Source organism: Pseudoclavibacter sp. Marseille-Q434, from assembly GCF_050315415.1.
Lineage (GTDB): Bacteria > Actinomycetota > Actinomycetes > Actinomycetales > Microbacteriaceae > Pseudoclavibacter.
This window is the reverse complement of sequence record NZ_JBNPQH010000002.1, coordinates 157981-181830: the sequence shown is the minus strand read 5'-3', so window position 1 is coordinate 181830 and position 23850 is coordinate 157981. Positions and strand designations below refer to the sequence as shown.

The following is a 23850-nucleotide window of genomic DNA, read 5'->3' as shown; positions in this document are numbered from 1 at the left end:
TCGCCCGCAGCGCGCTGAAGTGCGCGCACGCCGATGGCGCGCAGTCGTGTGCGCGCACCCGCCAAGGGTACCCGGCGCGACCTGGAACGACTCGCCTGGCCGAACGCGGGCGAGCGACGAGGACGGGGCCGTGCATCCGCAATGGATGCGCGGCCCCGTCGGCGAGGTGCGAGAGCTACTTCGTGTTGGTCACGTAGGCGATGTCGCGGGTCTCCTTGGAGAGCAGGAGCGCACCGAAGGTCAGCACGGCCGCACCGGCGAGGTACACGCCGACCCAGAACGGGCTGCCGTCGCCGAACGCCCAGAGGGCGATGAAGACGGTGGGTGCGAAGCCGGCGCCGAACACGCTCGACAGGTTGTAGGCGATCGCGCTGCCCGTGTAGCGCACGTTGGCGGGGAACAGCTCGGGGAGGACGGCGCTCATGGGGCCGAAGGTGAGGCCCATGAGGGTCATGCCGATGATGAGCATCGCCTGCGGGCCGAAGAACTCGTGCAGGCCGATGAGCGGCGTCATCGCGAAGCCGAAGACGAAGATCGCGCCGGTTGTCCAGAGCAGCATCTTGCGGCGCCCGTACTTCTCGGCCAACGGGCCGGAGACGAGCGTGAAGATGCCGAAGAACACGACGGACACGATGAGCATGATGAGGAACGTCTCGCGCTGGTACCCGAGCCCCGGCACCCAGGTGCTCGGGTCGAAGGGCTCCCCGGCTTCGGCCGCCTTCGCGGCAGCCTGCTCGCGCGTTGCCTTGGTGCCGAACGACAGCGTGAACGCCGTCATCATGTAGAAGAGCACGTAGGTGGCGAGCATGATGAACGTGCCGAGGATGATCTGGCGCCAGCTGCTCTTGAACGCGGCGAAGAGCGGGACCTTGGAGACCTCGCCGGCCTGGACGACCTTCTCGAACGCGGGCGTCTCCATGAGGCTGATGCGCACCCAGAGGCCCACGATGACGAGGATCGCGCTGAGGAGGAACGGCACGCGCCAGCCCCACGCGAAGAACGTCTCGTCGCTCATGAAGTGCGAGAGCAGCACGAAGAGCAGGTTGCCGAGGATGAAGCCGATCGGGGCGCCGAGCTGCGGGAACGTGCCGTAGATGGCGCGCTTGCCCGCCGGTGCGTTCTCGGTGGCGAGGAGGGCGGCGCCACTCCACTCGCCGCCGAGCCCGAGGCCCTGGCAGAAGCGCATGATGACGAGCAGCGTCGGCGCGAGGATCTCCCAGCCCGGCGTGAGCGCCGTTGGGAGGAGGCCGATCGCGAAGGTCGCGATGCCCATGGTGAGGAGCGTCGCCACGAGGGTGCCCTTGCGGCCGATGCGGTCACCGAAGTGGCCGAAGAGGATGGAGCCGATGGGGCGCGCGATGAACGCGACACCGAAGACGGCGAACGAGGCGAGCAGCGCCGTCGTCTCGTTGTCGTTCGGGAAGAAGAGAGCGGGGAAGACGAGGCTCGCCGCGGTCGCGTAGATGTAGAAGTCGTAGAACTCGATTGAAGTTCCGACGAGGCTCGCGGTGAGGACCTTCCCGCGGGAGTTCTTGACCTCGAACTCCTCGGCCGATGCACCTGGCGTGGTCTTGCTGGGGGATGACACGTTGCTCCTGAGACAGCTGGCTCGCTGGTGAGACGCGGTTTCGGTGCGGGTTGCGCGGTGCAGGAACTCAGAGCAGCGGTGGATGGAACGCGCCCGGCCCGGTTGATTGCAGGTCTGCTGACGCGAGTTCGACCGGATGCTTGTGGCTTCCGGCCGAGAAGAGGTTACACCGCATTCGTCGCGTTCGCTGGCCCTCTACCCAGCGCGCGGCGGCCTGGCCGCGACGGCGTGGCGCAGGTCAGCTCGCGGCGTCGTCGCCCGGAAGCTGTGGGAGCTCGCTCATGATGTGCCCCATGCGCTGGACCTTGGTCGTGAGGTACGCCAGATTCGCATCCTCGCGGCCGACCTCGAGGGGCACGCGCTCCTCGACGGTGATGCCGTGGGCCTCGAGCGCCTCAGCCTTCGCTGGGTTGTTCGTGAGCAGGCGGATGCGGGAGATCTCGAGGTCGTCGAGCATCTGCGCGGCGGCCGTGTAGGCGCGACTGTCGGCGGGCAGGCCCAGCGCGAGGTTCGCATCCACGGTGTCGAGCCCCTGCTCCTGGAGGGCGTAGGCGCGGAGCTTGTTGAGGAGGCCGATGCCTCGACCCTCGTGGCCGCGCAGGTACAGCACGATGCCACCGTCTCTGCCGATGGCCTCGAGGGAAGCGTCGAGCTGTGGCCCGCACTCGCACTTCAGCGAGCCGAAGGCCTCCCCGGTGAGGCACTCGGAATGCACTCGGACGATGGCGCCGTTCTCCGGCTCGCCGGAGATGATCGCGAGGTGCAGCTGGCCGTTGGCGTCATCGGTGTAGGCGCGGAAGCGCAGCACGCCGTGCCTGGTGGGGATCGAGGTCTCCGCCTCGAAGGTGATGGACGCTGGGGAATCGCTCATGGGGTCGCTTTCGTTCTACCGACCGGCCAGGCGCGAGAATGCGCCGAGTCGGTAGCCGAGGCCCCACGCGAAGACGCGCCAGACTGCCTCGACGATGATGTCGCTCGACATCTTGGAGGCGCCTTCCTGGCGTTCGACGAACGTGATCGGCACCTCGCTCACGCGGATGCCGGATCGTTCGAAGAGCCAGGCCATCTCGATCTGGAAGCAGTAGCCCGCGCTCTTGATGCGGGTGAGGTCGAAGCCCTGGAGGAGGGCGACGCGGTAGCCGCGGTAGCCGGCCGTGATGTCGCGGATCTTGCTCTGCAGCAGCACGCGCGCGTAGATCGACGCTCCCCGGGAGAGGATCTGGCGCTGCAGTGGCCAGTTCTCGGTGCGTCCGCCCGGCATCCACCTGGTGCCGATGACGAGGCCAGCGCCGGCGTCGAGGGCGTCGATCATCTCGGGCAGCCGCTCCGGCGGGTGCGATCCGTCGGCGTCGAACTCGAACACGTAGGTGTACCCGCGCTCGGCTGCGATGGCGAAGCCCTCGAGGTAGGCGGTGCCCAGCCCGAGCTTGCCTGCGCGATGCAGCACGCTGACGCGTTCATCCGCCGCGGCCATCTCGTCGGCCATCTCGCCGGTGCCGTCCGGGCTGTTGTCGTCGACGACCAGCACATGGATGCGCGAGTCGGCACCAAGAACGCGGTCCACGATGGAGCGGACGTTCTCGCGTTCGTTGTAGGTGGGGATGATGACGAGCGTTTCGGGCATTGCGTCATCCTAGCGCGGGGAGGAGCCGGAAATGATGCGATCTCGTGAGCTGTGCAGAGCGCCCTGATGCAGCGACCTGGCGGTGAAGAGAATCAGCGGATCGGCTTCGGGAACCCGACCCGCTCGTAGACCTGATCGAGCGTGCTGAGCGCGAGTTCGTTGGCGCGCTCAGCGCCTCGGGCGAGGATGCGGTCGAGCTCGGCCGGGTCGGCGAGGAGCTCGATGGTGCGCTCGCGGATGGGCGCGAAGGTCGACTCGACCAGCTCTGCGAGGCCCTTCTTCAGGTCGCCGTACCCACCACCCGCGTATTGGGCGGCGACGTCGTCGATCGTCGACCCGGAGAGGACCGAGGCGATCGTGAGGAGGTTGGAGACGCCGGGCTTGGCCTCGCGGTCGAAGCGGATCTCGCCGTCGGCGTCGGTCACGGCGCGCATGATCTTCTTGCGGGTGACCTTCTCGTCGTCGAGGAGCCGCAGGAGTCCGGCGTCGGACTCGGCCGACTTGGACATCTTCGCGGTCGGGTTCTGCAGGTCGTAGACCTTCGCCGTCTCCTTCATGATGTGCGGTTCCGGCACGACGAAGGTCTCTCCGAAACGAGAGTTGAAGCGCTCAGCGAGGTTGCGCGTCAGCTCGATGTGCTGGCGCTGGTCTTCACCGACCGGCACGGCGGCTGCCTGGTAGAGCAGGATGTCGGCAGCCATGAGGACGGGGTAGGTGAAGAGGCCGACGGTGGTCGTGTCGGTGCCGTAGCGCTGCGACTTGTCCTTGAACTGCGTCATGCGGCTGGCCTCGCCGAAGCCGGTGATCGTGGAGAGCACCCACTGCAGCTGCGCGTGCGCGGGAACGGCAGACTGCACGAAGAGGATCGAGCGCTCGGGGTCGATCCCGGCCGCGATGTACTGCGCCGCCGTCACCCGGGTGCGCTCGAGCAGAGACGCCGGCTCGAACGGCACCGTGATGGCGTGCTGGTCGACGACGCAGTAGATGGCCGTGTGGTCCTCCTGCATGGGCACCCAGTTGCTGAGCGCGCCCACGAAGTTGCCGAGGTGGAGCGAGTCGGCGGAGGGCTGCATGCCGGAGAAGAGCACGGGCTTGGTCATCTGTTGTTCCTCGGGGTCGTGCGGTTGGTGACGCGAGTGGGAAGGTGCTTCAGAACGTGTAGTCGACGACGACGGGCGCGTGGTCCGACCAGCGAGTGTCGTAGCTCGCCGCACGGTCGACGGCGTAGGTGGCGGCCCGCTGCGCGAGGTCAGGGGTGGCGACGTGGTAGTCGATGCGCCAGCCCGTGTCGTTGTCGAAGGCCTGGCCGCGCTGCGACCACCAGGTGTACGGGCCCTCGACCTCGCCGGAGAGGCGGCGGCCCACATCCACGAACCCGAGCCCGGTGCCGGTGGAGCCGTCCGCACCCTCGACGCTGGCACCGCTCTCCCCGAAGATGCGGTCGAAGTACGCGCGCTCGCGCGGCAGGAAGCCTGCTCGCTTCACGTTGCCCTTCCAGTTCTTGATGTCGAGCTTCGTGTGCCCGACATTGAGGTCGCCGACGACGAGCGAGTGCGCGCTGTGCGCCTGCAGCTCGGGGAGTCTCGCGCTCATGGCGTCGAGGAACTTCCACTTCTCGTCCTGCTTCGGCGTGTCTGCCTCACCCGAGTTCACGTAGCAGCTCACGACGGTCAGCGGAGTGCCGTCGATGTCGAAGTCGGCCTCGAGCCAGCGGCCGGCCGAGTCGAAGTCGTCCGCCCCGAGGTCGGTGCGGACCTCGCGGATCGGGATGCGCGACGCGATCGCGACACCTGCTCGCCCCTTCGCGGTGGCCAGGTGGTCGTGCAGCTCCCAGTCGGCCGTGTCGATGAGCTTGTGCAGCTCCTCGGTGGGTGCACGCACCTCCTGCAGCGCGAGGATGTCGACGTCGCGCTCAGCGAGCCACTCGCCCATGCCCTTCTTGTAGGCGGCGCGGACTCCGTTGACGTTCACTGACGCGATGCGAATGGTCTTTGGCATGGGTTCGAGTCTAGACGCGACCACCGACACGGGGTCCCGGGCGCCCTCGCTCCAACCGACGCTAGACGCGTCCGCCCTCGAAGCGGCGACGCTGGGCCTCGGCCTCGACGCGACGCTGCTCGCGCAGCAGGGAGCGGTACTCGGCCATCGCCTTCCAGCGGAAGAAGCGTGGCGCCGAGTTGAGGCGCTCCCTCGCCTCGATGACCTCGGTCGCGATCTTCTGACGCTCGGCGCGCAGGATGGTGTCGGTCGACTCCTCCCTGGCTTCCTTCGCGGTGAGGAGCCTCGGAGACGCTCCGATGTCATCCATCGTCACCTTGACCCACGAGGCGGTGAGCAGCAGCACCGTGCAGAGCAGGTTGAGGAAGATCATGAGGCCCAGGAGGACGGCGAAGGAGGCGACAAGCGGGTTGCTCGTCGCGCCGCCGATGAGCGCGGTCGAGATCTGCTTCAGGATGCCGATGATGATCGCCCCGAGGAATGCGGCGAAGAACAGGGAACGGGTCGGGATGCGCAGGCCGGCGAGGATGCGCAGGATGCCGGCGAGAACGACGGTGTCGAACGCGAGCAGGATCAGCACCGTGACGATGCGGATGACGACCAGCGCGAAGCCGCTCGACTCGTCGATGCCCACGGTCTCGAGCAGCGACGACAGGAACGTGGAGGAGAGCACGGTGAGCGCCGCCGAGATGGCGAGGGCGATCGCGAACGCGAGAAGGAAGCCCAGGTCGACGAGCTTCTGCACGACGAAGTTGCGCTTTGTTGCGACGGGTACGTCGAAGATCGTGCGGATGCCCGTGCGCGCCTGGGCGAGCCAGCCGAGCGCCGTGCCGAGGGTACCGACCAGCGCGATGGCGCTCGCCCAGCCGAATGCGCCGGTGTTCTCGAGCAGGCTCGGGTCGATGGCGCCGTCTTCCCCGATCAGGCCCGGAAGCGAGGAATTGAGCACTCCGATGAGCCCGTCGCGCAGCTCCGGACTGGTCGCGAGGAAGATGCCCGCGACAGAGAAGAGGAGCCAGATACCCGCGAAGATGGAGAAGATAGCGGAATACGCCATGCCGCCGGCGAGTACCGAGGCGCTTCTTGCCCCGAAATGAGCGAAGACTCGGGCAGGGCGAGTAGCTTGAGCCCAGGCGATCAGCGCTTTCATGCGCTCGCCGAACGGCGCCTCCGGGGGGAACTTCGGAAACGGCGGCGCGAACGTGGAACTGCGCGAACTCTTGCCTGAGTTTTGCTCGGTCACGGTCGAAGCCTACGTTGCTGTGCCGATACGCTGTCTGAGTTACCAGCACGAAGGAGTTGCTATGAAATACACGGGGTTTGGCGTCGGGACCGGCGTCGCTTTCGGTGAAGTCCTGCGCATGCCTGATCCGCTCCCCGAGCCGGCCGACGAGCGCGCCACTGGCGACGCCGCGACCGAGTACGAGCGAGCGATCGAGGCACTCCGTGAAACCGGCGAGGCCCTCACCGCTCGCGCGGCGACGGTCGACGGCGCCGCGAAGAACGTGCTCGAGTCGCAGGCCATGATGGCTGCGGACCCGTCGCTTGCAGACAGCATCAAGTCGGCCACCGAAGCCGGCAAGACCGCCGAGCGCGCTGTATTCGAGTCCTTCTCCTCCTTCGCCGAGATGCTGAAGAGCCTCGGCGGCTACCTCGCTGAGCGCGCCACCGACCTCGGCGACGTCTCGCAGCGCGTCATCGCCCTGCTCCGCGGCGTCCCCGCCCCCGAGGTCCCCTCGAGCGACACCCCGTTCATCCTCGTCGCGCACGACCTCGCGCCTGCCGACACGGCGAAGCTCGACCTGTCGAAGGTGCTCGCACTCGTCACGCGCGACGGCAGCCCGAAGGCGCACACGGGCATCCTCGCCGCCGAGAAGGGCCTCCCCGCCGTCGTCGCCGTCAAGGAGGCCGACAGCCTGCTCGACGGCATGACGATCGTCGTCGACGCCGCCAAGGGGCAGGTCATCACCGAGCCCAGCGCGGAGCGCATCGCTGAGGCGCAGGCCGAGATCGACCGCGTCGCGGCGATGAAGGCGGCCCCAGTCGAGCCCGGCGAGCTCGCAGACGGCACACCCGTGCAGATCCTCGCCAACATCGGCAAGCCGGCCGACGCGGAGCGTGCAGCTGCACTCGGCGCAGAGGGCGTCGGCCTCTTCCGCACCGAGTTCCTCTTCCTCGACAGCGACACCGCCCCGACGGTCGAGAAGCAGACGGCCGACTACACGGCCGCACTTGCCCACTTCCCGGGCAAGAAGGTCGTCGTGCGCGTCCTCGACGCCGGGGCGGACAAGCCCCTCGCGTTCCTCACCGAGGCCGACGAGCCGAACCCGGCTCTCGGGCTCCGCGGCATCCGCGTGCTCATGAAGAAGGAGCAGATCCTCCGCGACCAGCTCCAGGCGCTCGCCAACGCGCAGGCCGCGACCGAGGCGAAGGTCTGGGTCATGGCCCCGATGGTCTCCGACGCGCACGAGAGCGAGCACTTCACGTCGCTCGCCCGTGAGTACGGCCTCATGACCGCGGGAAGCATGATCGAGGTTCCCTCGGCAGCGCTCCTCGCCGAGCAGATCCTCGAGACCAGCGACTTCGTCTCCGTCGGCACCAACGACCTGACGCAGTACACGCTGGCCGCGGACCGCCTGCTGGGCAGCGTCGCGGCGTTCCAGGACCCGTGGCACCCGGCCGTGCTGCGACTCATCGAGCGCATCGGTGACGCTGGCGAGCACCACCAGAAGAATGTCGGCGTGTGCGGGGAGGCCGCGGCCGACCCGAACCTCGCGATCGTGCTCGTCGGGCTCGGCGTGCGCTCCCTCTCGATGGCGCCGCCCGCGTTCGTCGAGGTCCGCGCGGCACTCAAGCGCGTCACGCTCGAGCAGGCGAAGGAGATCGCGCATCTCGCGATCTTCGCGAAGTCGGCAGAGGGCGCGAAGGGCCGCGTCGTCGACGCGCTCGCGACGCGCGGCGTCATCACGACGGCCGTGCCGGTCGTCGAGGTCTAGCCACTCGATCCGAGGCCGAGCGCGTCGCCGCGCGGCCGCGCTGATCCCGAGCGGGGTGCATCCGGAGTCTTCCGGATGCACCCCGCTTCGCTGTGCGCTCGTTCTCCGCGCCAGCCGCGGGCGGGCTCACGACCCGTGGTCTCGGGATGGGTTGCGCGCCTCGGGATGGGCTGCAACCCATCCGGGAGCGAGGAAGCCATCCCGAGTCGAGGGCGGACGCCCGATCGCGAGTGTCTCCGCTCGATCGGCACGGCGAGCACCGGGCGCGTATAGTTGTACAGAATCCAGAAACGATGGAGTGTGCATGCCAGACCCCGGCCCCGTGGCTGCTCTCGAACGCGTCACGGTGCGATACGGAGCGGGTGAGCCAGCGCTCGACAGCATCGACCTCAAGATCCGCCGCGGCGAGATCATCGGCATCGTGGGAGAGTCGGGCGCGGGAAAGTCGACACTGCTGCGGCTGCTCGACGCCGACGAGACGCCAAGCGAGGGCCGGGTGCTCATCGAGGGCGCCGACCCGTCTGCGATGCGCGAACGAGAGCGTCGGGCTCTGCGCCGCCGCATCGGCATGGTCTTCCAGAGCTTCAACCTGCTCGCGAATCGCACGGCTCGGCAGAACGTGGAGCTTCCGCTTCGGCTGCAGCATCGCCGCGATCCGGCCTTCGTCGACGAGCTGCTCGACTACGTGGGGCTCGGCGACCGTGGCGGGGATTACCCGGCGCAGCTCTCAGGCGGACAGAAGCAGCGCGTCGCCATCGCGCGCGCCCTCGTGACGAGGCCCCCGCTGCTGCTCTGCGATGAACCCACCTCCGCGCTCGACGAGCGCACGACAAGCGACATCCTGAGACTGCTCGCCTCCACCAGGGACGACTTCGGCACGACCATCGCGCTCGTCACGCACGAGCTCGCCGCGGTGAAAGCGATCTGCGACCGGGCCGCGATCCTCGACAGGGGCCACTTGCAGGGCATCGTGGCGGTCGAGCACAGCGCTCGGGACGACCGCGGCTCGTACGTCGAGCACGCCAAGCGGGTGCTCGGATCGTGATGGAGCTCGTCGACAGCATCGTGACCTCCCTCACAGCCAACGCCGACGCCATCTGGCAGGCACTCGGCGAGACGGGGTACATGCTCGTCTTCTCCCTGGCCGCCGCGATCGTGCTCGGGCTGCCGCTCGGCGTGGTCATCTTCCTGACGCGCCCCGGCGGAGTGCGCGAGAACCGCGTCATCTGGCGGGCAGCGAACCTCTACGTGACCGTCGTGCGCTCGTTCCCGTTCCTGCTCTTCGTCGTCTTCCTCATCCCACTCACGCGGCTCGTGTTCGGCACGACGTTCGGTACGCAGGCGGCCACGTTCCCGTTGTGCTTCGTCGGTGTCGCGATCTACGCGCGGCTCGTCGAGCAGATCCTGCTCGAGGTGCCGTCCGGCGTCCTGCACGCGGCAAGGTCGATGGGGGCCGACACCGGGCAGATCGTCACCCGGTTCCTCTTCGTCGAAGCGCGCAGCGGGCTCGTCTACGCGCTCACCTCCGCAGCGATCAGCCTGCTCTCGTACTCGACGGTGCTCGGCGTCGTCGGCGGCGGCGGCCTCGGCGACTTCGCTCTGCGCTACGGCTACCAGGAGTACGACTACCCGCTCATGTACACGACGATCGTGATCGTCATCGTGTGCGTTCAGCTGCTGCAGACCGGTGGCCACCGGCTCTCGGTGGCGCTCGACCGCCGCTGAGCGCATCTCTCCCTTGCATCCACCCCGCGAACGCACCGAAAAGGAACCACCAGCTATGACACTTCGACTCCGCACGATCGGGGCGGCGCTCGCCGTCGGATCCCTCGCCCTCCTCACCGCGGGATGCGCGCCGACCGCCGATGGGGCGAGCGGCGGTGGCGATGTCGTCACCATCAAGGTCGCCGCCACCGTGACCCCCATGACGGATGTCGTCGAAGCGGCGGCCGAGGCCATCGAAGACGGCTACGAGATCGAACTCGTTCCCGTCTCCGACTACGTGCAGCCGAACGTGCTCGTCGAGAACGGCGAGATCGACGCGAACTTTGTGCAGTTCGTGCCGTTCATGGAGGAGTTCAACACCAAGAACGACGCGTCGCTCGCCGGCGTCACGCCGATCTACTCGACGGTCGTCGCGTTCTACTCCAAGACGTTGGGCTCGCTCGACGAGCTGCCGCAGGGTGGCAGCGTCGTGATCCCCAACGACAGCGCGAACGCGGGACGCGCGCTGCAGCTGCTTGCGGATGGCGGCATCATCACCCTCAATGAGGGGGTCGAACGATTCACGGCCAAGGTGGCGGACATCACCGAGAACCCGCGCGAGCTGGCCATCACGCAGGTCGATCTGCTGCAGCTCAACACGGCCTACGAGGAGGCAGACGCGGTCTTCAACCTGCCGTCGTTCGCGCGACAGCTCGGGCTGACGCCCGTCGACAACGGCCTCGCGGTCGAGCAGGATGAGCAGTTCGCAGTGACGCTCGTGACGCGCGAGGACAAGCTCGGCACTCCGGAGATCACCGCACTCGAGAAGGCGTTCACGAGCGACAAGGTTCGGGAGACGCTCGAGTCGCTGGACGTGCCGCCGGCCTTCTAATGAGCAGGTTCACCGTCGCGGATCGCTGCCAGGCAAATGTCCCAGACGGCCTTCGCTGAGGCGATCACCGCCAGTCGATGTGCCCTTCTCGGGGCGTCATTCGGGCCAGTCGGCTGGCAGCGTTCGAGGGCGGGGGGGGGGGAGAGCGAGCGGGCGAGAGGGCGAGCGGGCGAGCATTCGCGGGCGGACGAGAGGGCGTGCGGGTGGCCGTCGCGGTCGGCGGGGAGTTGAGCCGTGGGCTTGGCGCGGTGGTCAGGCGCTGAACTCGCGCAGCAGCAGTGACGCGTTGTGCCCGCCGAAGCCGAACGAGTTCGACAGCACGGTGCGGATGCGCGCTGGGCGGGCCTCGTGCGCGACGACGTCCAGGTCCGGGAACTCCGGGTCATCGAGGTTGAGGGTCGGCGGGATCACGGAGTCGCGCATCGTGAGCAGCGAGATGACCGCCTCGAGGGCCCCCGCGGCGCCGAGCAGGTGGCCCGTGGCGGACTTGTTCGCGGTCACGGGAACCTCGCCAAGGCGTGAGCCGAGGAGCTCGCGCAGCGCGGACGTCTCCATGGCGTCGTTGAGCGGCGTGCTCGTTCCGTGCGCGTTGACGTGGTCGAGCCCGCTCGCGTCAAGGCTTGCGTCGTCCAGAGCCGCGCGCATCGCCGCGAGGGCGCCGCTGCCGTCCGGGCGGGGCGCCGTCGGGTGGTATGCGTCTGACGTGGCACCGTAGCCGGCGACCTCGCCGAGGATCTCGGCGCCCCGCGCGATCGCGCTCTCCTCCGATTCGACGAGCAGCGCTGCAGCACCCGCTGACATGACGAACCCGTGGCGCGCGCGGTCGAAGGGTCGGCTCGCGGTGTGCGGCGCATCCTCGTGCCCGATCGCGAGGGCGCCAAGGGTTGCGTTGACAGCGAGATTGACGCGGTTCAGGCAGTCGTCGGCCGCGACGACGAGCACGGCGTCGGCGTACCCGTGCCTGATGGTGCGCATGGCCTCTCCGAGGGCGACGGTGCCGCTCGCGCAGGTCGCGGAGAGCCCGGCGGTGGCGCCGCGCGCGCCGTAGCGCTCGCTGAGGTAGGCGGCGGCTGCATCCGGGCCGCCGTACACGACGACGCCTGGTGGCACGCGGCGAGGCCCGGAGCTGTCGAGGATGCGCGCGGCGTCCTGAGTGAGCGAGACGGGACCGGAGCCGGTCGCGATGGTCACAGCGAACCTGGTCGAGTCGAACGGCAGCGAGCCTGGCGTGATGCCCGTCGAGCGCATGGCTTCGTCGGCGGCGGCCACAGCGTAGTGCGCGTGCCGATCGAGGCGGGCGACGTCCCGCTTGGGGAGGTGGTCGGCTGCGATGAAGCCGTGGACCTCGCCCGCGACGCGCACGGTGAGGTCGGCGACGTCGATGCTCTCGATCCGTCGGATGCCGCTGCGCCCGCGAGCAGCGACGCCCAGGTGCTGGCGGCGTCGAGCCCGTTCGGGGTGACCGCGCCGACGGCGGTGACGACCGCGCGCCTCACAGGCGGTCCGCCTCACCGGAGGTGACGAGCTCGAGAGCCGCCGCGCGGCGGGTCTTCCCGCCGGCGGTGCGCGGCAGGAGCTGCACGCGGTACAGGCGGTGCGGCACGAACTGGGGCGCGAGCCGTGCCCTCAGGTGGCCGAGCATCTGCGCCTTGGCGGGGAGCGCATCCGGATCACCCTCGATCACCACCGCCACGAGCGATCCGAGGGTGTCGTCCGGCAGCGCGACGGCGCAGCACTGCTCGCAGCCGGGCAGCGAGGCGAGCGCGCGCTCGACCTGGGGGAGCGACACCTTGTGCCCGCCGGAGACTGCCACGTCACCGGCGCGGCCGAGCAGCTGGATGCGCCCGTCCTCGAACGACGCGAGGTCGTTGACGCTCGCCCACCCCTCGGCGTCCGTGATGCGGTCTGCGCTTGTCGCCGCGAGGTACCGCTCGACGGCTGACCCCACGCGGATGTGCAGCGTGCCGGTCTCGCCAGCCGGCACCTCGACCCCGGCTTCATCGCGGACGCTCACCTCGACGCCAGCGAAGGGGGCGAGGTTCGTGCCGTCGCCCTCGTCGCTGTACCCGATGAACCCGATCTCCGAGGCTCCGTAGTAGCTGCGCAGGTGGGCGGTCGGGACGGCCTCCTCGAAGCCGCTGCGGATGTGCTCCGGCTGGTTGGCTCCGCCCGTGATGACCTCGACGAGCGAAGCGAGCGACTGCTCGCTCCGGCGTGCTGCTTGGAGGAGGGCGAGCAGCATGGCGGGTACACCGACGAAACGCCCGATGCGCTCCTCCGCGATGGTGCGCGAAGCCGCTCGCGCATCGAACCCGCTCTGCAGGTGCAGCGAACCACCCGTCCCGAGCACCTCGACGAGCGCGTACAGCGTGAGGCTGTAGGAGAGTGGGCCGGGCGCGATCGTCGAGCGGCCGTCGGCGGTGCCGAGGTACCGTCGGCTGATGCCGACGTTGTGGTCCCAGCTGCCGCGCGTGCGCAGGAACCCCTTGGGGAGGTCGGTGGTGCCCGACGTGAAGAGCAGCAGGAAGGGCTCGTCACGCGGCCTGACCTCGGGGCCAGGTGCCGCCTCGCCTCGTCTGGCGAGCGCTTCTGCGGCGGCCAGGTCGAACGACGCCAGCGACGTCGCCGTCGCACCCCAGGCTGCGGCGTCCAGCTGCTCGGCGAACTCCGGGTCGTCGGTGATGACGAGCGCCGGTTCGACGCGGCGCAGGATCTCGAGCCGGTGCTCGAGCGGCCAGAGCGGGTCGAGCACGGCGGCGACGGCGCGGAAGCTGATGACTCCCGTCAGAAGGCGCGCGGCGTCGAAGGCGCGCGACAGGGAGAGCGCGACGATCGGCACGCCGGCGGTCTCGGCGGCGGATGCGCCTCCCGCGACCGGATTCGGAGATCCGAGCAGCGTCTCGACACCCGCCCTCACCGCGGTGCAGGAGCGCGAGAGCTCGCCGTAGCTGAGACGCTCACCGTCGCCGGCAAGCGCGGGGCGCTCAGGCCAGCGGGCGGCGGTGTCGATGAGCGTGCGAGTGATGGGCACCACACGATTCTAGGTCGCGGACCTCTGTGCGGCTGAGGCGTGCGCGGGGTGCCGTGTCGGGCGTCTCCCAGCGGGTTCCTTCCGCCGCGCGCGCACCGCGTCACCCCGGGGTGGGCATCCCGGCGCGGAGACGCTCAGTCGAGCCCGACACCGTTTCGCAGCTCGCGACCCTTCGCGATGTCCCTGTCGATCTGCTCGAGCCTCTTCGCGCTCGCTTTCGTGTCGCGCGGCGGCAGCTGGATGCTCTGCTCAGCCTCGATGCCCCCGCGCAGCTCCCGCACCCGCTCGATCTCAGCGTCGCACTGTGCGCCGAAGAGCAGAGCGAGGTTGACGATCCACAGCCAGAGCAGCGCGATGATGACTCCGGCGACGCCGCCGTACAGCCGCTCGTAGCTGCTGAAGTTCGCGACGTAGAAGAAGAACCCGCCGCTTGCGACGACCGTCACGAAGAGGGCGATGAACGCGCCGAGCGTCATCCACTTGAACTTCGGCAGCCTCACGTTGGGCGTTCCGTAGAAGAGCACCGCGATCATCACGATCACGACAGCGAGGACGATGGGCCAGCGGGCGAAGCTCCAGACCGCGAGCGATGCGTCGCCGAGGCCGATGAGGCCGCCGACCGCCGCGGCTACGGGGCCGGACAGCGCCAGGATCCCGAAGATCAGCAGCATGAGCACGAGGAGGACGATCGTCCAGATCATCATGATCGGGCGGAGCTTCCAGAACGGGCGACCCTCGTCGATCTCGTAGACCGTGTTCATGGCGTGCGAGAAGCAGTTCACGTACCCGGACGCCGACCAGAGGGCACCGAGCAGACCGACCACGAACGCAGTGCCCGCGCCGCTGGACTCGCCGAGCTGCTCGACCGTGTTCCGCAGCGTCTCCGCGAAGGTCGGATCGGTCAGGTAGGTCGACATCTCATCGATGAACGACACCGCCTCCTCCGTCAGCCCGAAGAGGCCGATGACCGACATGAGCGCCAACAGCGCGGGGAAGACCCCCAGCAGCATGTAGAACGTGAGCGCGGCGGCGAGCACCGTGCTCTTGTCGCGGAGGAACTCGCGAATGGCGCGCGTCAGGATGTACCGCCAGGCTGGGCCGAGAACCGGTTTGAGTCCCTCCGGCTTGCGAGGGTCCCGCGCATCCGGGGCCGTCTGCGCCTTGACGACGCTGGTCTCGTGGGGTGAGCCGGGTGTGGTCATAGGAGCAGGCTAGGTGGGGCGGTGGGTCGAGGGTGGAGGGCGCGCGCTCGGGAGCGAGAGTCACGTCGACGTGAGGGGCCGACACGCGAAGAGGGGCAGCCGAATTCGGCTGCCCCTCTTCGCGTGTGGATGCTCGTCGGTTAGACGCGGCCCTTGAGCATGGCCTGCTTGACCTCGGCGATGGCCTTCGTCACCTGGATGCCGCGGGGGCAGGCCTCGGTGCAGTTGAAGGTCGTGCGGCAGCGCCAGACGCCCTCGCGGTCGTTGAGGATGTCGAGGCGGACCTTCGCGTCCTCGTCACGGGAGTCGAAGATGAAGCGGTGCGCGTTGACGATCGCGGCGGGGCCGAAGTACTGGCCGTCGGTCCAGAACACGGGGCACGACGTGGTGCACGCGGCGCACAGGATGCACTTGGTGGTGTCGTCGAAGCGCTCGCGGTCGGCGATCGACTGGAAGCGCTCCTTGCCCTTCTCGGGTTCTGCCTGTGCCTTCAGGAAGGGCTGCACCTCGCGGTACGCCTCGAAGAACGGCTCCATGTCGACGATGAGGTCCTTCTCGAGGGGGAGCCCCTTGATGGCCTCGACGTAGATGGGCTTCGAGATGTCGAGGTCCTTGACCAGCGTCTTGCAGGCGAGGCGGTTGCGGCCGTTGATGCGCATGGCATCGGACCCGCAGATGCCGTGCGCGCAGGAGCGACGGAACGCGAGCGAGCCGTCCTGGTCCCACTTGATGCGGTGCAGCGCGTCGAGGATGCGGTCGGTCGGGTACATCTCGACGTCGAACGCCTCCCAGTACGGCTCGGTGTCCGTCTCGGGGCTGTAGCGGCGGACGTTGAGCGTCACCGTGAACGGCTTGGGAGCCTCGATGGGCGCCTCGGGTGCTTCAGTTGTTGCAGCAGTCATTCTGTGAAGCCCTTCCTAGTACTTGCGCTCGGTCGGCTCGTAGCGCGTTACGCGCACGGGCTTCTTGTCGAGTCGGATGTGGTCGGCGGGGTCGGGGGACTTCCGGTCGCCGGTGAGGTACGCCATGGTGTGGTGCATCCAGTTGACGTCGTCGCGCTTTGGGAAGTCGTCGCGCATGTGGCCGCCACGGCTTTCCTCGCGGTTGAGGGCGCAGTAGACGAGCACCTCGGCGAGGTCGAGCAGGAAGCCGAGCTCGATGCCTTCGAGGAGCTCCGTGTTGTAGCGCTTGCCCTTGTCGAAGACGGCGATCTGCGTGTAGCGCTCGCGCAGCGAGTGGATGACCTTGGTCGCCTCGGTCAGCGTCTCCGAGGTGCGGAACACCTGGGCGTTCTTGTCCATCGTCTCCTGCAGCTCGCGACGCAGGCCGGCGACCGACTCGGTGCCGGTGGATGCCTGGAGGTCGTCGACCATGCTCTTCACGAACGCGGCGGCGTCGTCGGGCAGGGGAGCGAACTCGGCGGTCTTGACGTACTCGACGGCGTTGCGGCCGCTTCGCTTGCCGAAGACGTTGATGTCGAGCAGCGAGTTGGTGCCGAGGCGGTTCGAGCCGTGCACCGAGACGCAGGCGCACTCGCCGGCCGCGTAGAGGCCCGGGATGACGGTCTCGTTGTCGGAGAGCACCTCGCCGGCGTTGTTCGTGGGGATGCCGCCCATCGCGTAGTGCGCGGTCGGGTACACGGGCACGGGCTCGGTGACGGGGTCGACGCCGAGGTACGTGCGAGCGAACTCGGTGATGTCGGGGAGCTTCGTCTCGAGGACCTCGGCACCGAGGTGGGTGCAGTCGAGGTAGACGTAGTCCTTGTGCGGGCCGGCGCCGCGACCGTCGAGGACTTCCTGCACCATGGAGCGGGCGACGATGTCGCGGGGTGCGAGGTCCTTGATGGTGGGCGCGTAGCGCTCCATGAAGCGCTCACCGGATGCGTTGCGGAGGATCGCGCCCTCGCCGCGTGCGCCCTCGGTGAGGAGGATGCCGAGGCCAGCGAGACCGGTGGGGTGGAACTGGTAGAACTCCATGTCCTCGAGCGGGAGGCCACGGCGCCAGACGATGCCCATGCCGTCACCCGTGAGCGTGTGCGCGTTGGACGTGGTCTTGAAGACCTTGCCGAAGCCGCCCGTCGCGAAGATGAAGGCCTTGCCCTGGAAGACGTGCAGCTCGCCCGTCTTGAGCTCGAGCGCGACGATGGCCGCGGGGACCTCCTGGCCGTCGACCTCGGTCATGACGATGTCGAGCGCGTAGAACTCGTTGAAGAACTTCACGTTGTGCTTGACGCAGTTCTGGTACAGCGTCTGGAGGATCATGTGACCGGTGCGGTCGGCCGCGTAGCAGGCCCGGCGGACGGGCGCCTTGCCGTGGTCGCGCGTGTGGCCACCGAAGCGGCGCTGGTCGATCTTGCCCTCTGGCGTGCGGTTGAAGGGGAGGCCCATGTTCTCGAGGTCGATGACCGCCTCGATGGCTTCCTTCGCGAGGATCTCGGCAGAGTCCTGGTCGACGATGTAGTCGCCGCCCTTGACGGTGTCGTAGGTGTGCCACTCCCAGTTGTCGTCCTCGACGTTCGCGAGGGCCGCAGCCATGCCGCCCTGGGCCGCACCGGTGTGCGAGCGCGTCGGGTAGAGCTTCGTGACGACAGCCGTGTCTGCGCCCTGGGCGGCCTCGATGGCCGCGCGCATCCCTGCACCACCGGCGCCGACGATGACGATCTCGTGCTGGTGGTAGTGGACGCCGTCGACGGTGCGCGTCGGAGCGAGCTTCTCTGCCATATGTCTGTGGCTCTTCTTTCTCAGGTGGTGGAAGTCGTGTGGCCGAGCGCCGCGGCTAGGCCGGGCAGAAGCTCGGCAGGTTCTCGGCGGCGCCGTTGGCGGGGCACGGGTCGAACGTGTAGATCACCAGGAGGCCGAGGACGATGAGCACCGTCGTGACGATGAACAGCGTGACCTGCAGCGCGCGGCGCGTGCTGGCCTTCGACACGTAGTCGTTGATGATCGTGCGCATGCCGTTGGCGCCGTGGATGAACGCGAGGACGAGCATGAGCGTGTCCCAGACGACCCAGAACGGGTCGGCCATCTTGCCGGCGACGAAGGCGAAGTCGATCGCTGCGACGCCCTGCCCGACCATGAGGTTCGTGAACAGGTGGCCGAAGATCAGGATGACGAGCAGCACGCCGGAGACGCGCATGAACGCCCATCCGATGCGCTCCCAGTTCGTGCTGTTCTTGGCGGCAGCTGCCGAGCGCGGGTACTCGATGGTTTCGATAGTCATGGCAGCTCCCTCCTAGTGGCTGAACACGTTGATCAGGTGGCGGGGCGTGAAGCCGATCATCGTGACGACGCAGAGGCCGATGACGATCCAGAACATGAGCTTCTGGTACTTCGCGCCGCCCGGCAGGAAGTCGATGAGGATGATGCGGATGCCGTTGAACGCGTGGTAGCAGATGGCTGCCACGAGTCCGACCTCGCCGATGCCCATGATGGGCGTCTGGTAGGTGTGGATGGCCGCGTTGTAAGCCTCAGGGCTGACGCGCACGAGCGACGTGTCGAGCACGTGCACGATCAGGAAGAAGAAGATGGAGACGCCGGTGATGCGGTGGAGAACCCAGGACCACATGCCCTCGTTCCCCCGGTACAGCGTGCCGCCGCGATGCGGCTTCTTCGCTGACTTCTTCGGGGCTGTCGAGCCCGCCGGAGCTGGTGTCTGTACGGCTGACACGGGATTGCCCTTCTGTCGCGTTGCGTTCTCCGCTCAGGACTCTTGCGCCGAGGAGGTGAAGATGAGCGGCAGGTCCCAACTACACTGCGTTGGGCATGTTGATACCCGCCTAGACTACGCCTTCCGCGCTTTTCAGCTGGGAAGGTATACCTTCCTTCCTGCGAGGCCGCGTGGCCAGGACCTGGCCCTTCAGACGTGGGGCAGAACGCTCGGCTGCCGCACATCCGTCATGACGGAAGCGTAGTGCGCAAGGAGCTCGTCGCAGACGCTCGTCCACGAACGGGAGAGCACGCGCCGCCGGCCCGCCTCGCCCATGCGAGCTCGAAGACCCGGGGAATCGACGAGCTGCTCGAGCATGCCCCTGAGGTCGAGGTCGCCCGCTCGGTCCGGATCGAAGTGGAAGCCATCGACGCCGTGCTCGACGAGGTCGATCGGCCCACCGGCGTACGGCGCCACGACGGGGAGGCCGCTCGCGTGCGCCTCCTGGATGGTCTGGCCGAACGTCTCCTCAGTTCCCGTGTGCACGAAGACGTCGAAGCTGGCGTAGGCCAGAGCCAGGTCGCGGCCACCGAGCCTGCCGGCGAAGTGCACGGGCACGCCCTTGAGCGCCTTGCGGATGCTCGGTTCGGAAGGCCCATCGCCCACGATGACGAGCTGCACCCCGTCGAGGCCGCGCAGGGAGGCGAGACGCTCGACCTGCTTCTCCGGCGCGAGTCGGCCGACGTAGCCGATGATCGTGCGCGACTCGGCGCCAAGCCGTCGGCGGCTGTTCTGGACGGCCTGTTCGTGCTTGTTCCGCGGGTGATAGGTCTCGAGATCAACCCCTCGACCCCAGCGGGTGGCGTTGGTGATCTTCGCGCGACGCAGATCACCGAGCGCCGCGCTCGACGGCGCGAGCGTCAGGTCGGCGTTGTTGTGCAGCCAGCGGATGAACCACCAGGCGAAGCCCTCCATGGCGCTCAGGCGGTTGCGCTTCGTGTACCCGGCGACGTCGGTCTGGAAGACGGCGACGCTCGGGATGCCTCGTCGCTTCGCGGCGGCGATCGCCTGCGATCCCAGAAAGAGGGGGCTCGCCGCGTGCACGATGTCCGGCGCGAACTCGGCGAGCAGTCGGTCCACCCTTGGGGAGGGGAGGCCGACCGGGAACTGACGGTAGTCGAGGGCTGGCACCTCGACGACCCGAAAGCCGCGATACTCGCTGGGCGAGCCGGCGGCCGGGGTGATGACCATCGCCTCATGACCGCGCAGCGCGAGGTGGTCGAGCACCTTGCACACGCTGTTCGTCACGCCGTTGACAGTGGGGAGGAAGCTCTCGGTGACGACCGCGATGCGCATGATGCGAACGTAGGCGGCCGGCGTGGCGTCGAGGTGAACTCCTGGCGACGCGTTCCCGACGACATATCCACAGCTTCGTCACGCCGAAACCAGCAGGAGACAGTGTTCCCCTATGGTGTTGCGCATGGCAGATGCGATCGATCGGTTCTATGGCGTGATCCCAGCGGGAGGCGTCGGTTCCCGACTCTGGCCCCTCTCGCGGGCCGAAGCCCCGAAGTTCCTCCACGACGTCGTCGGAAACGGCTCGACCCTGCTCAGGGCGACCTGGGACCGGCTCGCGCCGCTGTGCGCTGAAGACCGGCTGCTCGTCGTGACGGGTGAGGCGCACGCGAAGGAGGTGCGCGCGCAGCTTCCCGAGCTCATCGAGGAGAACATCGTGCTCGAGAGCGAGGGGCGGGAATCGACGGCGGCGATCGGCCTCGCCGCCGCGATCCTGCAGCGCCGTGTGCCAGACGCCATCATCGGCTCCTTCGCCGCTGACCACCTCATCGGCGCAACCGACCGCTTCGCCGCTGCGGTGCGCGAGGCCGTCGAGGCTGCCGACGCCGGCGTCATCGTGACGATCGGCATCCAGCCCATCGAGCCGTCGACCGCATTCGGCTACATCCGAGCGGGCAAGCCGCTCAAGATCCCAGCCGCACCGAGCGCCCGCAAGGTCGACGCGTTCGTCGAGAAGCCCAAGGAGGCGACCGCGCGCCGCTACCTGGCGTCTGGCGAGTACCTGTGGAACGCCGGCATGTTCTTCGCGCGCGTCGACCGCCTCATGGAGGCGCTCGCCGAGTCGAACCCGGTCCTGGCTGCGGGCATCAACGAGATCGCCGATGCCTGGGGCACCGAGCAGCAGGCCGAGGTCACGGCGCGCGTCTGGCCCGGCCTCGAGAAGATCGCCATCGACTACACGGTGGCCGAGCCGGCCGCCGCGCGCGGTGAGCTCGCCGTCATCCCCGGCTACTTCCAGTGGGACGACGTGGGTGACTTCGCAGCGGTGAGCCGACTCCGCAAGAGCACCAACGGCAACGGCGTGACGGTGCACGGCGACGAGAGCAACGTCGTCGTCGTCGACGGCTCCGGGCTCATCGTCAACCACACCGACCGAGTCGTCGCCATCGCCGGCATCAAGGACATCGTCGTCGTCGATACGCCGGATGCGCTGCTCGTCACGACCGCGGCCAACGCGCAGAAGGTGAAGCAGCTGGTCGCCGAGATCAAGGAGTCGAGGCGCCCGGAAGTCCTGTAGTCCGCCTCCCGCTCCTCTGCGCGCGTGCACGGTCACAACGATCCGTGCACGCGCGTAGCGGTCTGGGCGCGGCTCCCACTACTCTTCCGGCATGTCTCGCTCTCGCATCCCAGGCGCCTTCGGTGCCCTCGCCGTCGCCACCCTCGCCCTGACCGCCTGCCAGGCTCCACCGGAGGCCCCGGGCTCGACGGATGCGGCGGGCGCTGGCAGCGACTACCTCGCGTGCATGGTCGCGAACAGCGGCAACATCCAGGACCGCTCCTTCAACCAGGCCGTCTTCGAGTCGCTCGAGGCGGCGCAGGACGAGTACGGCGTGGAGATGCGCGAGACCGTCTCGCAGTCGCAGGCCGACTACGAGACGAACCTCGAGACCATGGTCGGCGAGGGCTGTGACTACATCGTGACGGTCGGGTGGGAGCTCGCCGACGCGACCAGGGCGTCCGCCGAGGCGAACCCCGACATCACGTACTCGATCGTCGACGAGGTCGTCGAAGGGCCGAACGTGGCCTCGATCGTGCACGACACCGCGCAAGCGGCGTTCCTGGCCGGGTACCTCGCGGCTGGCGTCAGCCAGACGGGCGTCGTCGGCACCTTCGGCGGCGGCAACCAGCCACCCGTGACCGTGTTCATGGACGGCTTCGCGGCGGGCGTCGAGCAGTACAACACCGCCAAGGGCGCGTCGGTGCGTGTCGTCGGCTGGGATCCCAAGACGCAGCAGGGCTCGTTCACGGACGACTTCACCAACACGAACGCGGCGCAGACGACGGCGCAGGGGCTCATCTCGCAGGGGGCAGACATCATCATGCCCGTCGCAGCCCAGGCCGGTGAAGGCGCCGCTGCGGCAGCGCTCGCGGCCGGCGACGTCGGCATCATCTGGGTCGACTCCGACGGCTACGAGCTCCTCGGCGAGGAGTACCGCCCCCTGCTCGTGACGACGGTCGAGAAGCGAATGGAGCCGGCCATCCTCGGCGTCATCGGCTCAGACATCGATGGCACCTTCGAGCCGGGCAACAACGTCGGCACGCTCGGGAACGACGGAGTCGGGCTCTCCTCCTTCCACGACTGGGACTCGAAGATCCCCGCCGAGCTGAAGGCCGAGGTCGAGGATCTGAAGGCGAAGATCGTGGCCGGCGAGATCGTCGTCGAGTCGCCGTCGTCGCCGACGGGCGCCAACTGAGCGGATCTGCGACCCGATCGAGCACCCTCACCGACCGATCGGCCCGGAAGATTCCGGCCCCGTGAGAATCGGCGCCCGACGCGCCGAGAAACACACTCGTAACTGTGCAACGGTCGGGTTTCGATTCCGATCTGGGCCGTATTGTGACGCCGGGCTACGGCTATGCTCGGGCAATCACCAGCTTCGTCGGCATCCGCGTTCTGCGGCGCGACGGACATCCAACTCAGGAGGATCGAGAGTGGCTATCTCTTCGAAGCAGCGCTTCGCTGCAATTGGCACCATGGGCGTCGCAGCCCTCGTGCTCGCCGGTTGTGCCCCAGCTCCGGACGCGGGCGACGCGCCAGCTGAAGGTGCATCCGACTTCACCGCGTGCATGGTGTCTGACGAGGGCGGGTTCGACGACCGCTCCTTCAACCAGCTCGCACACACCGGTCTCGAGAACGCGGAGTCCGAGCTCGGAGTCAGCGTGCTCGAGGCAGAGTCGGCGACACCGGACGACTACGCGGCCAACCTGACGACCATGGTCGACCAGGGCTGCAACATCATCGTTCCCGTCGGCTTCAAGCTGGCCGACGCGACGGCTGCCGCCGCCGAGGCGAACCCAGAGGTCGACTTCGCGATCGTCGACGTCGAAGGCCTCGGCATCCCGAACGTGCTCGAACTCAACTACGACACGGCGCAGGCCGCGTTCCTCGCGGGCTACGCAGCAGCTGCGTACTCGAAGACGGGCACGGTCGCCACCTACGGCGGCGCCGCCATCCCGACCGTCACGATCTTCATGGACGGCTTCGCCAACGGCGTCAAGCACTTCAACGAGGCCAAGGGCAAGGACGTCAAGGTCATCGGCTGGGACGTCGACTCGCAGCAGGGCTCGTTCGTCGATGACTTCACGAACGTCTCCCGTGCCAAGGAGATCTCCACCGGCTTCCTGAGCCAGGGCGCAGACGTCATCCTCCCCGTCGGCGGCCCCCTCTACCAGGGCGCAGCAGAAGCGATCCGCGAAGGCGGCCAGGACGCTGTCATCCTCGGCGTCGACTCCGACCTCGCCATCGCTGACGAGCAGTACGCGGACATCATCCTCGTCTCGATCATGAAGGGACTCGACGTCACCGTTCTCGACGCCATCTCCCAGAGCGTCGACGGCACCTTCGAGGGCGGCACGACCTACACGGGCGTCCTCGAGAACGAGGGTGTCAGCCTCTCGGGCTTCGGCGCCTTCGAGTCTGAGCTGCCCGAAGGCACGCTCGACGAGATCGACGCCCTGAAGCAGGAAGTCATCGACGGCAAGTACCCGGACCTGTCGCCTTCCTCACCAAAGGTCTGACCCTCCGGCGTCTGGATTGACGTCCAGGCACAACATGGATGCGGGGCCGTCGCGCAACTCGCGGCGGCCCCGTAGC

The 23850-nt window shown here is 68.2% G+C and carries 21 protein-coding genes; 7 read left to right on the top strand and 14 right to left on the bottom strand.

The window, feature by feature from the left end; translation table 11 throughout:
- Positions 1-175: 175 nt before the first annotated feature.
- The 6 genes from ACQFZP_RS07720 to ACQFZP_RS07695 all read right to left on the bottom strand — a co-directional run bounded on the left by ACQFZP_RS07720 (position 176) and on the right by ACQFZP_RS07695 (position 6360).
- Positions 176-1588, bottom strand: a complete 1413-nt coding sequence (locus tag ACQFZP_RS07720) for an MFS transporter (RefSeq protein WP_104312855.1) — start codon at positions 1586-1588, stop codon at positions 176-178.
- A 238-nt stretch (positions 1589-1826) separates the two neighbouring features.
- A complete protein-coding gene (gene ribA / locus ACQFZP_RS07715; protein WP_151424117.1) occupies positions 1827-2459 on the bottom strand; it encodes a GTP cyclohydrolase II in 633 nt (210 codons plus the stop codon).
- Between the two features lie 15 nt (positions 2460-2474).
- Positions 2475-3212 (bottom strand): polyprenol monophosphomannose synthase, encoded by a 738-nt coding sequence (locus ACQFZP_RS07710; RefSeq protein WP_104312853.1) that lies wholly within the window; start codon positions 3210-3212, stop codon positions 2475-2477.
- A gap of 92 nt (positions 3213-3304) precedes the next feature.
- On the bottom strand, positions 3305-4312 hold the full coding sequence (trpS, locus tag ACQFZP_RS07705) for a tryptophan--tRNA ligase (protein ID WP_211890910.1): 1008 nt from the start codon (positions 4310-4312) through the stop codon (positions 3305-3307).
- A gap of 49 nt (positions 4313-4361) precedes the next feature.
- Complete coding sequence (locus ACQFZP_RS07700; RefSeq protein ID WP_211890908.1) at positions 4362-5210, bottom strand: exodeoxyribonuclease III; 849 nt, start codon at positions 5208-5210, stop codon at positions 4362-4364.
- A 61-nt stretch (positions 5211-5271) separates the two neighbouring features.
- Complete coding sequence (locus ACQFZP_RS07695) at positions 5272-6360, bottom strand: YihY/virulence factor BrkB family protein (protein WP_104312850.1); 1089 nt, start codon at positions 6358-6360, stop codon at positions 5272-5274.
- Between the two features lie 154 nt (positions 6361-6514).
- Here ACQFZP_RS07695 and ptsP point away from each other — a divergent pair, with 154 nt between their 5' ends.
- The 4 genes from ptsP (at position 6515) to ACQFZP_RS07675 (ending at position 10802) form a co-directional block, all read left to right on the top strand.
- Positions 6515-8206 (top strand): phosphoenolpyruvate--protein phosphotransferase, encoded by a 1692-nt coding sequence (ptsP, locus tag ACQFZP_RS07690; RefSeq protein ID WP_104312849.1) that lies wholly within the window; start codon positions 6515-6517, stop codon positions 8204-8206.
- Between the two features lie 304 nt (positions 8207-8510).
- On the top strand, positions 8511-9251 hold the full coding sequence (locus ACQFZP_RS07685; protein ID WP_211890906.1) for an ATP-binding cassette domain-containing protein: 741 nt from the start codon (positions 8511-8513) through the stop codon (positions 9249-9251).
- Complete coding sequence (locus ACQFZP_RS07680) at positions 9251-9931, top strand: methionine ABC transporter permease (RefSeq protein ID WP_104312847.1); 681 nt, start codon at positions 9251-9253, stop codon at positions 9929-9931. The genes ACQFZP_RS07685 and ACQFZP_RS07680 overlap by 1 nt, the downstream gene beginning before the upstream one ends.
- 55 nt (positions 9932-9986) lie before the next feature.
- On the top strand, positions 9987-10802 hold the full coding sequence (locus tag ACQFZP_RS07675) for a MetQ/NlpA family ABC transporter substrate-binding protein (RefSeq protein ID WP_211890905.1): 816 nt from the start codon (positions 9987-9989) through the stop codon (positions 10800-10802).
- Positions 10803-11054: 252 nt separating this feature from the next.
- Here the strand turns inward: ACQFZP_RS07675 and ACQFZP_RS07670 are convergent, their stop codons facing one another.
- The 8 genes from ACQFZP_RS07670 to ACQFZP_RS07635 all read right to left on the bottom strand — a co-directional run bounded on the left by ACQFZP_RS07670 (position 11055) and on the right by ACQFZP_RS07635 (position 20036).
- Positions 11055-12314, bottom strand: coding sequence for a beta-ketoacyl-[acyl-carrier-protein] synthase family protein (locus ACQFZP_RS07670; RefSeq protein ID WP_307852787.1), 1260 nt, complete (start codon positions 12312-12314; stop codon positions 11055-11057).
- Complete coding sequence (locus ACQFZP_RS07665; protein ID WP_211890903.1) at positions 12295-13833, bottom strand: class I adenylate-forming enzyme family protein; 1539 nt, start codon at positions 13831-13833, stop codon at positions 12295-12297. Before ACQFZP_RS07665 ends, ACQFZP_RS07670 begins: the two co-directional genes overlap by 20 nt.
- Before the next feature lie 134 nt (positions 13834-13967).
- Positions 13968-15035 (bottom strand): YihY/virulence factor BrkB family protein, encoded by a 1068-nt coding sequence (locus ACQFZP_RS07660; RefSeq protein ID WP_104312844.1) that lies wholly within the window; start codon positions 15033-15035, stop codon positions 13968-13970.
- Positions 15036-15175: 140 nt separating this feature from the next.
- On the bottom strand, positions 15176-15937 hold the full coding sequence (locus ACQFZP_RS07655; protein WP_104243064.1) for a succinate dehydrogenase iron-sulfur subunit: 762 nt from the start codon (positions 15935-15937) through the stop codon (positions 15176-15178).
- A gap of 15 nt (positions 15938-15952) precedes the next feature.
- The gene (gene sdhA, locus ACQFZP_RS07650; RefSeq protein WP_104252203.1) at positions 15953-17755 is read right to left on the bottom strand and encodes a succinate dehydrogenase flavoprotein subunit; all 1803 of its coding nucleotides are present in this window, start codon (positions 17753-17755) and stop codon (positions 15953-15955) included.
- 55 nt (positions 17756-17810) lie between these two features.
- Positions 17811-18254 (bottom strand): succinate dehydrogenase, hydrophobic membrane anchor protein, encoded by a 444-nt coding sequence (gene sdhD, locus ACQFZP_RS07645; RefSeq protein ID WP_179557903.1) that lies wholly within the window; start codon positions 18252-18254, stop codon positions 17811-17813.
- A gap of 12 nt (positions 18255-18266) precedes the next feature.
- Positions 18267-18599, bottom strand: a complete 333-nt coding sequence (sdhC, locus tag ACQFZP_RS07640; protein ID WP_104252310.1) for a succinate dehydrogenase, cytochrome b556 subunit — start codon at positions 18597-18599, stop codon at positions 18267-18269.
- A 291-nt stretch (positions 18600-18890) separates the two neighbouring features.
- The gene (locus tag ACQFZP_RS07635; protein WP_211890901.1) at positions 18891-20036 is read right to left on the bottom strand and encodes a glycosyltransferase family 4 protein; all 1146 of its coding nucleotides are present in this window, start codon (positions 20034-20036) and stop codon (positions 18891-18893) included.
- 124 nt (positions 20037-20160) lie between these two features.
- Between ACQFZP_RS07635 and ACQFZP_RS07630 the strand changes: the two genes are divergently transcribed.
- The 3 genes from ACQFZP_RS07630 to ACQFZP_RS07620 all read left to right on the top strand — a co-directional run bounded on the left by ACQFZP_RS07630 (position 20161) and on the right by ACQFZP_RS07620 (position 23774).
- A complete protein-coding gene (locus ACQFZP_RS07630) occupies positions 20161-21273 on the top strand; it encodes a mannose-1-phosphate guanylyltransferase (protein ID WP_104313027.1) in 1113 nt (370 codons plus the stop codon).
- Positions 21274-21364: 91 nt separating this feature from the next.
- Positions 21365-22450, top strand: a complete 1086-nt coding sequence (locus ACQFZP_RS07625; RefSeq protein ID WP_211890899.1) for a BMP family lipoprotein — start codon at positions 21365-21367, stop codon at positions 22448-22450.
- A gap of 238 nt (positions 22451-22688) precedes the next feature.
- Entirely contained in the window at positions 22689-23774 is a 1086-nt protein-coding gene (locus tag ACQFZP_RS07620) for a BMP family lipoprotein (RefSeq protein WP_104312841.1), read from the top strand.
- Positions 23775-23850: the final 76 nt, after the last annotated feature.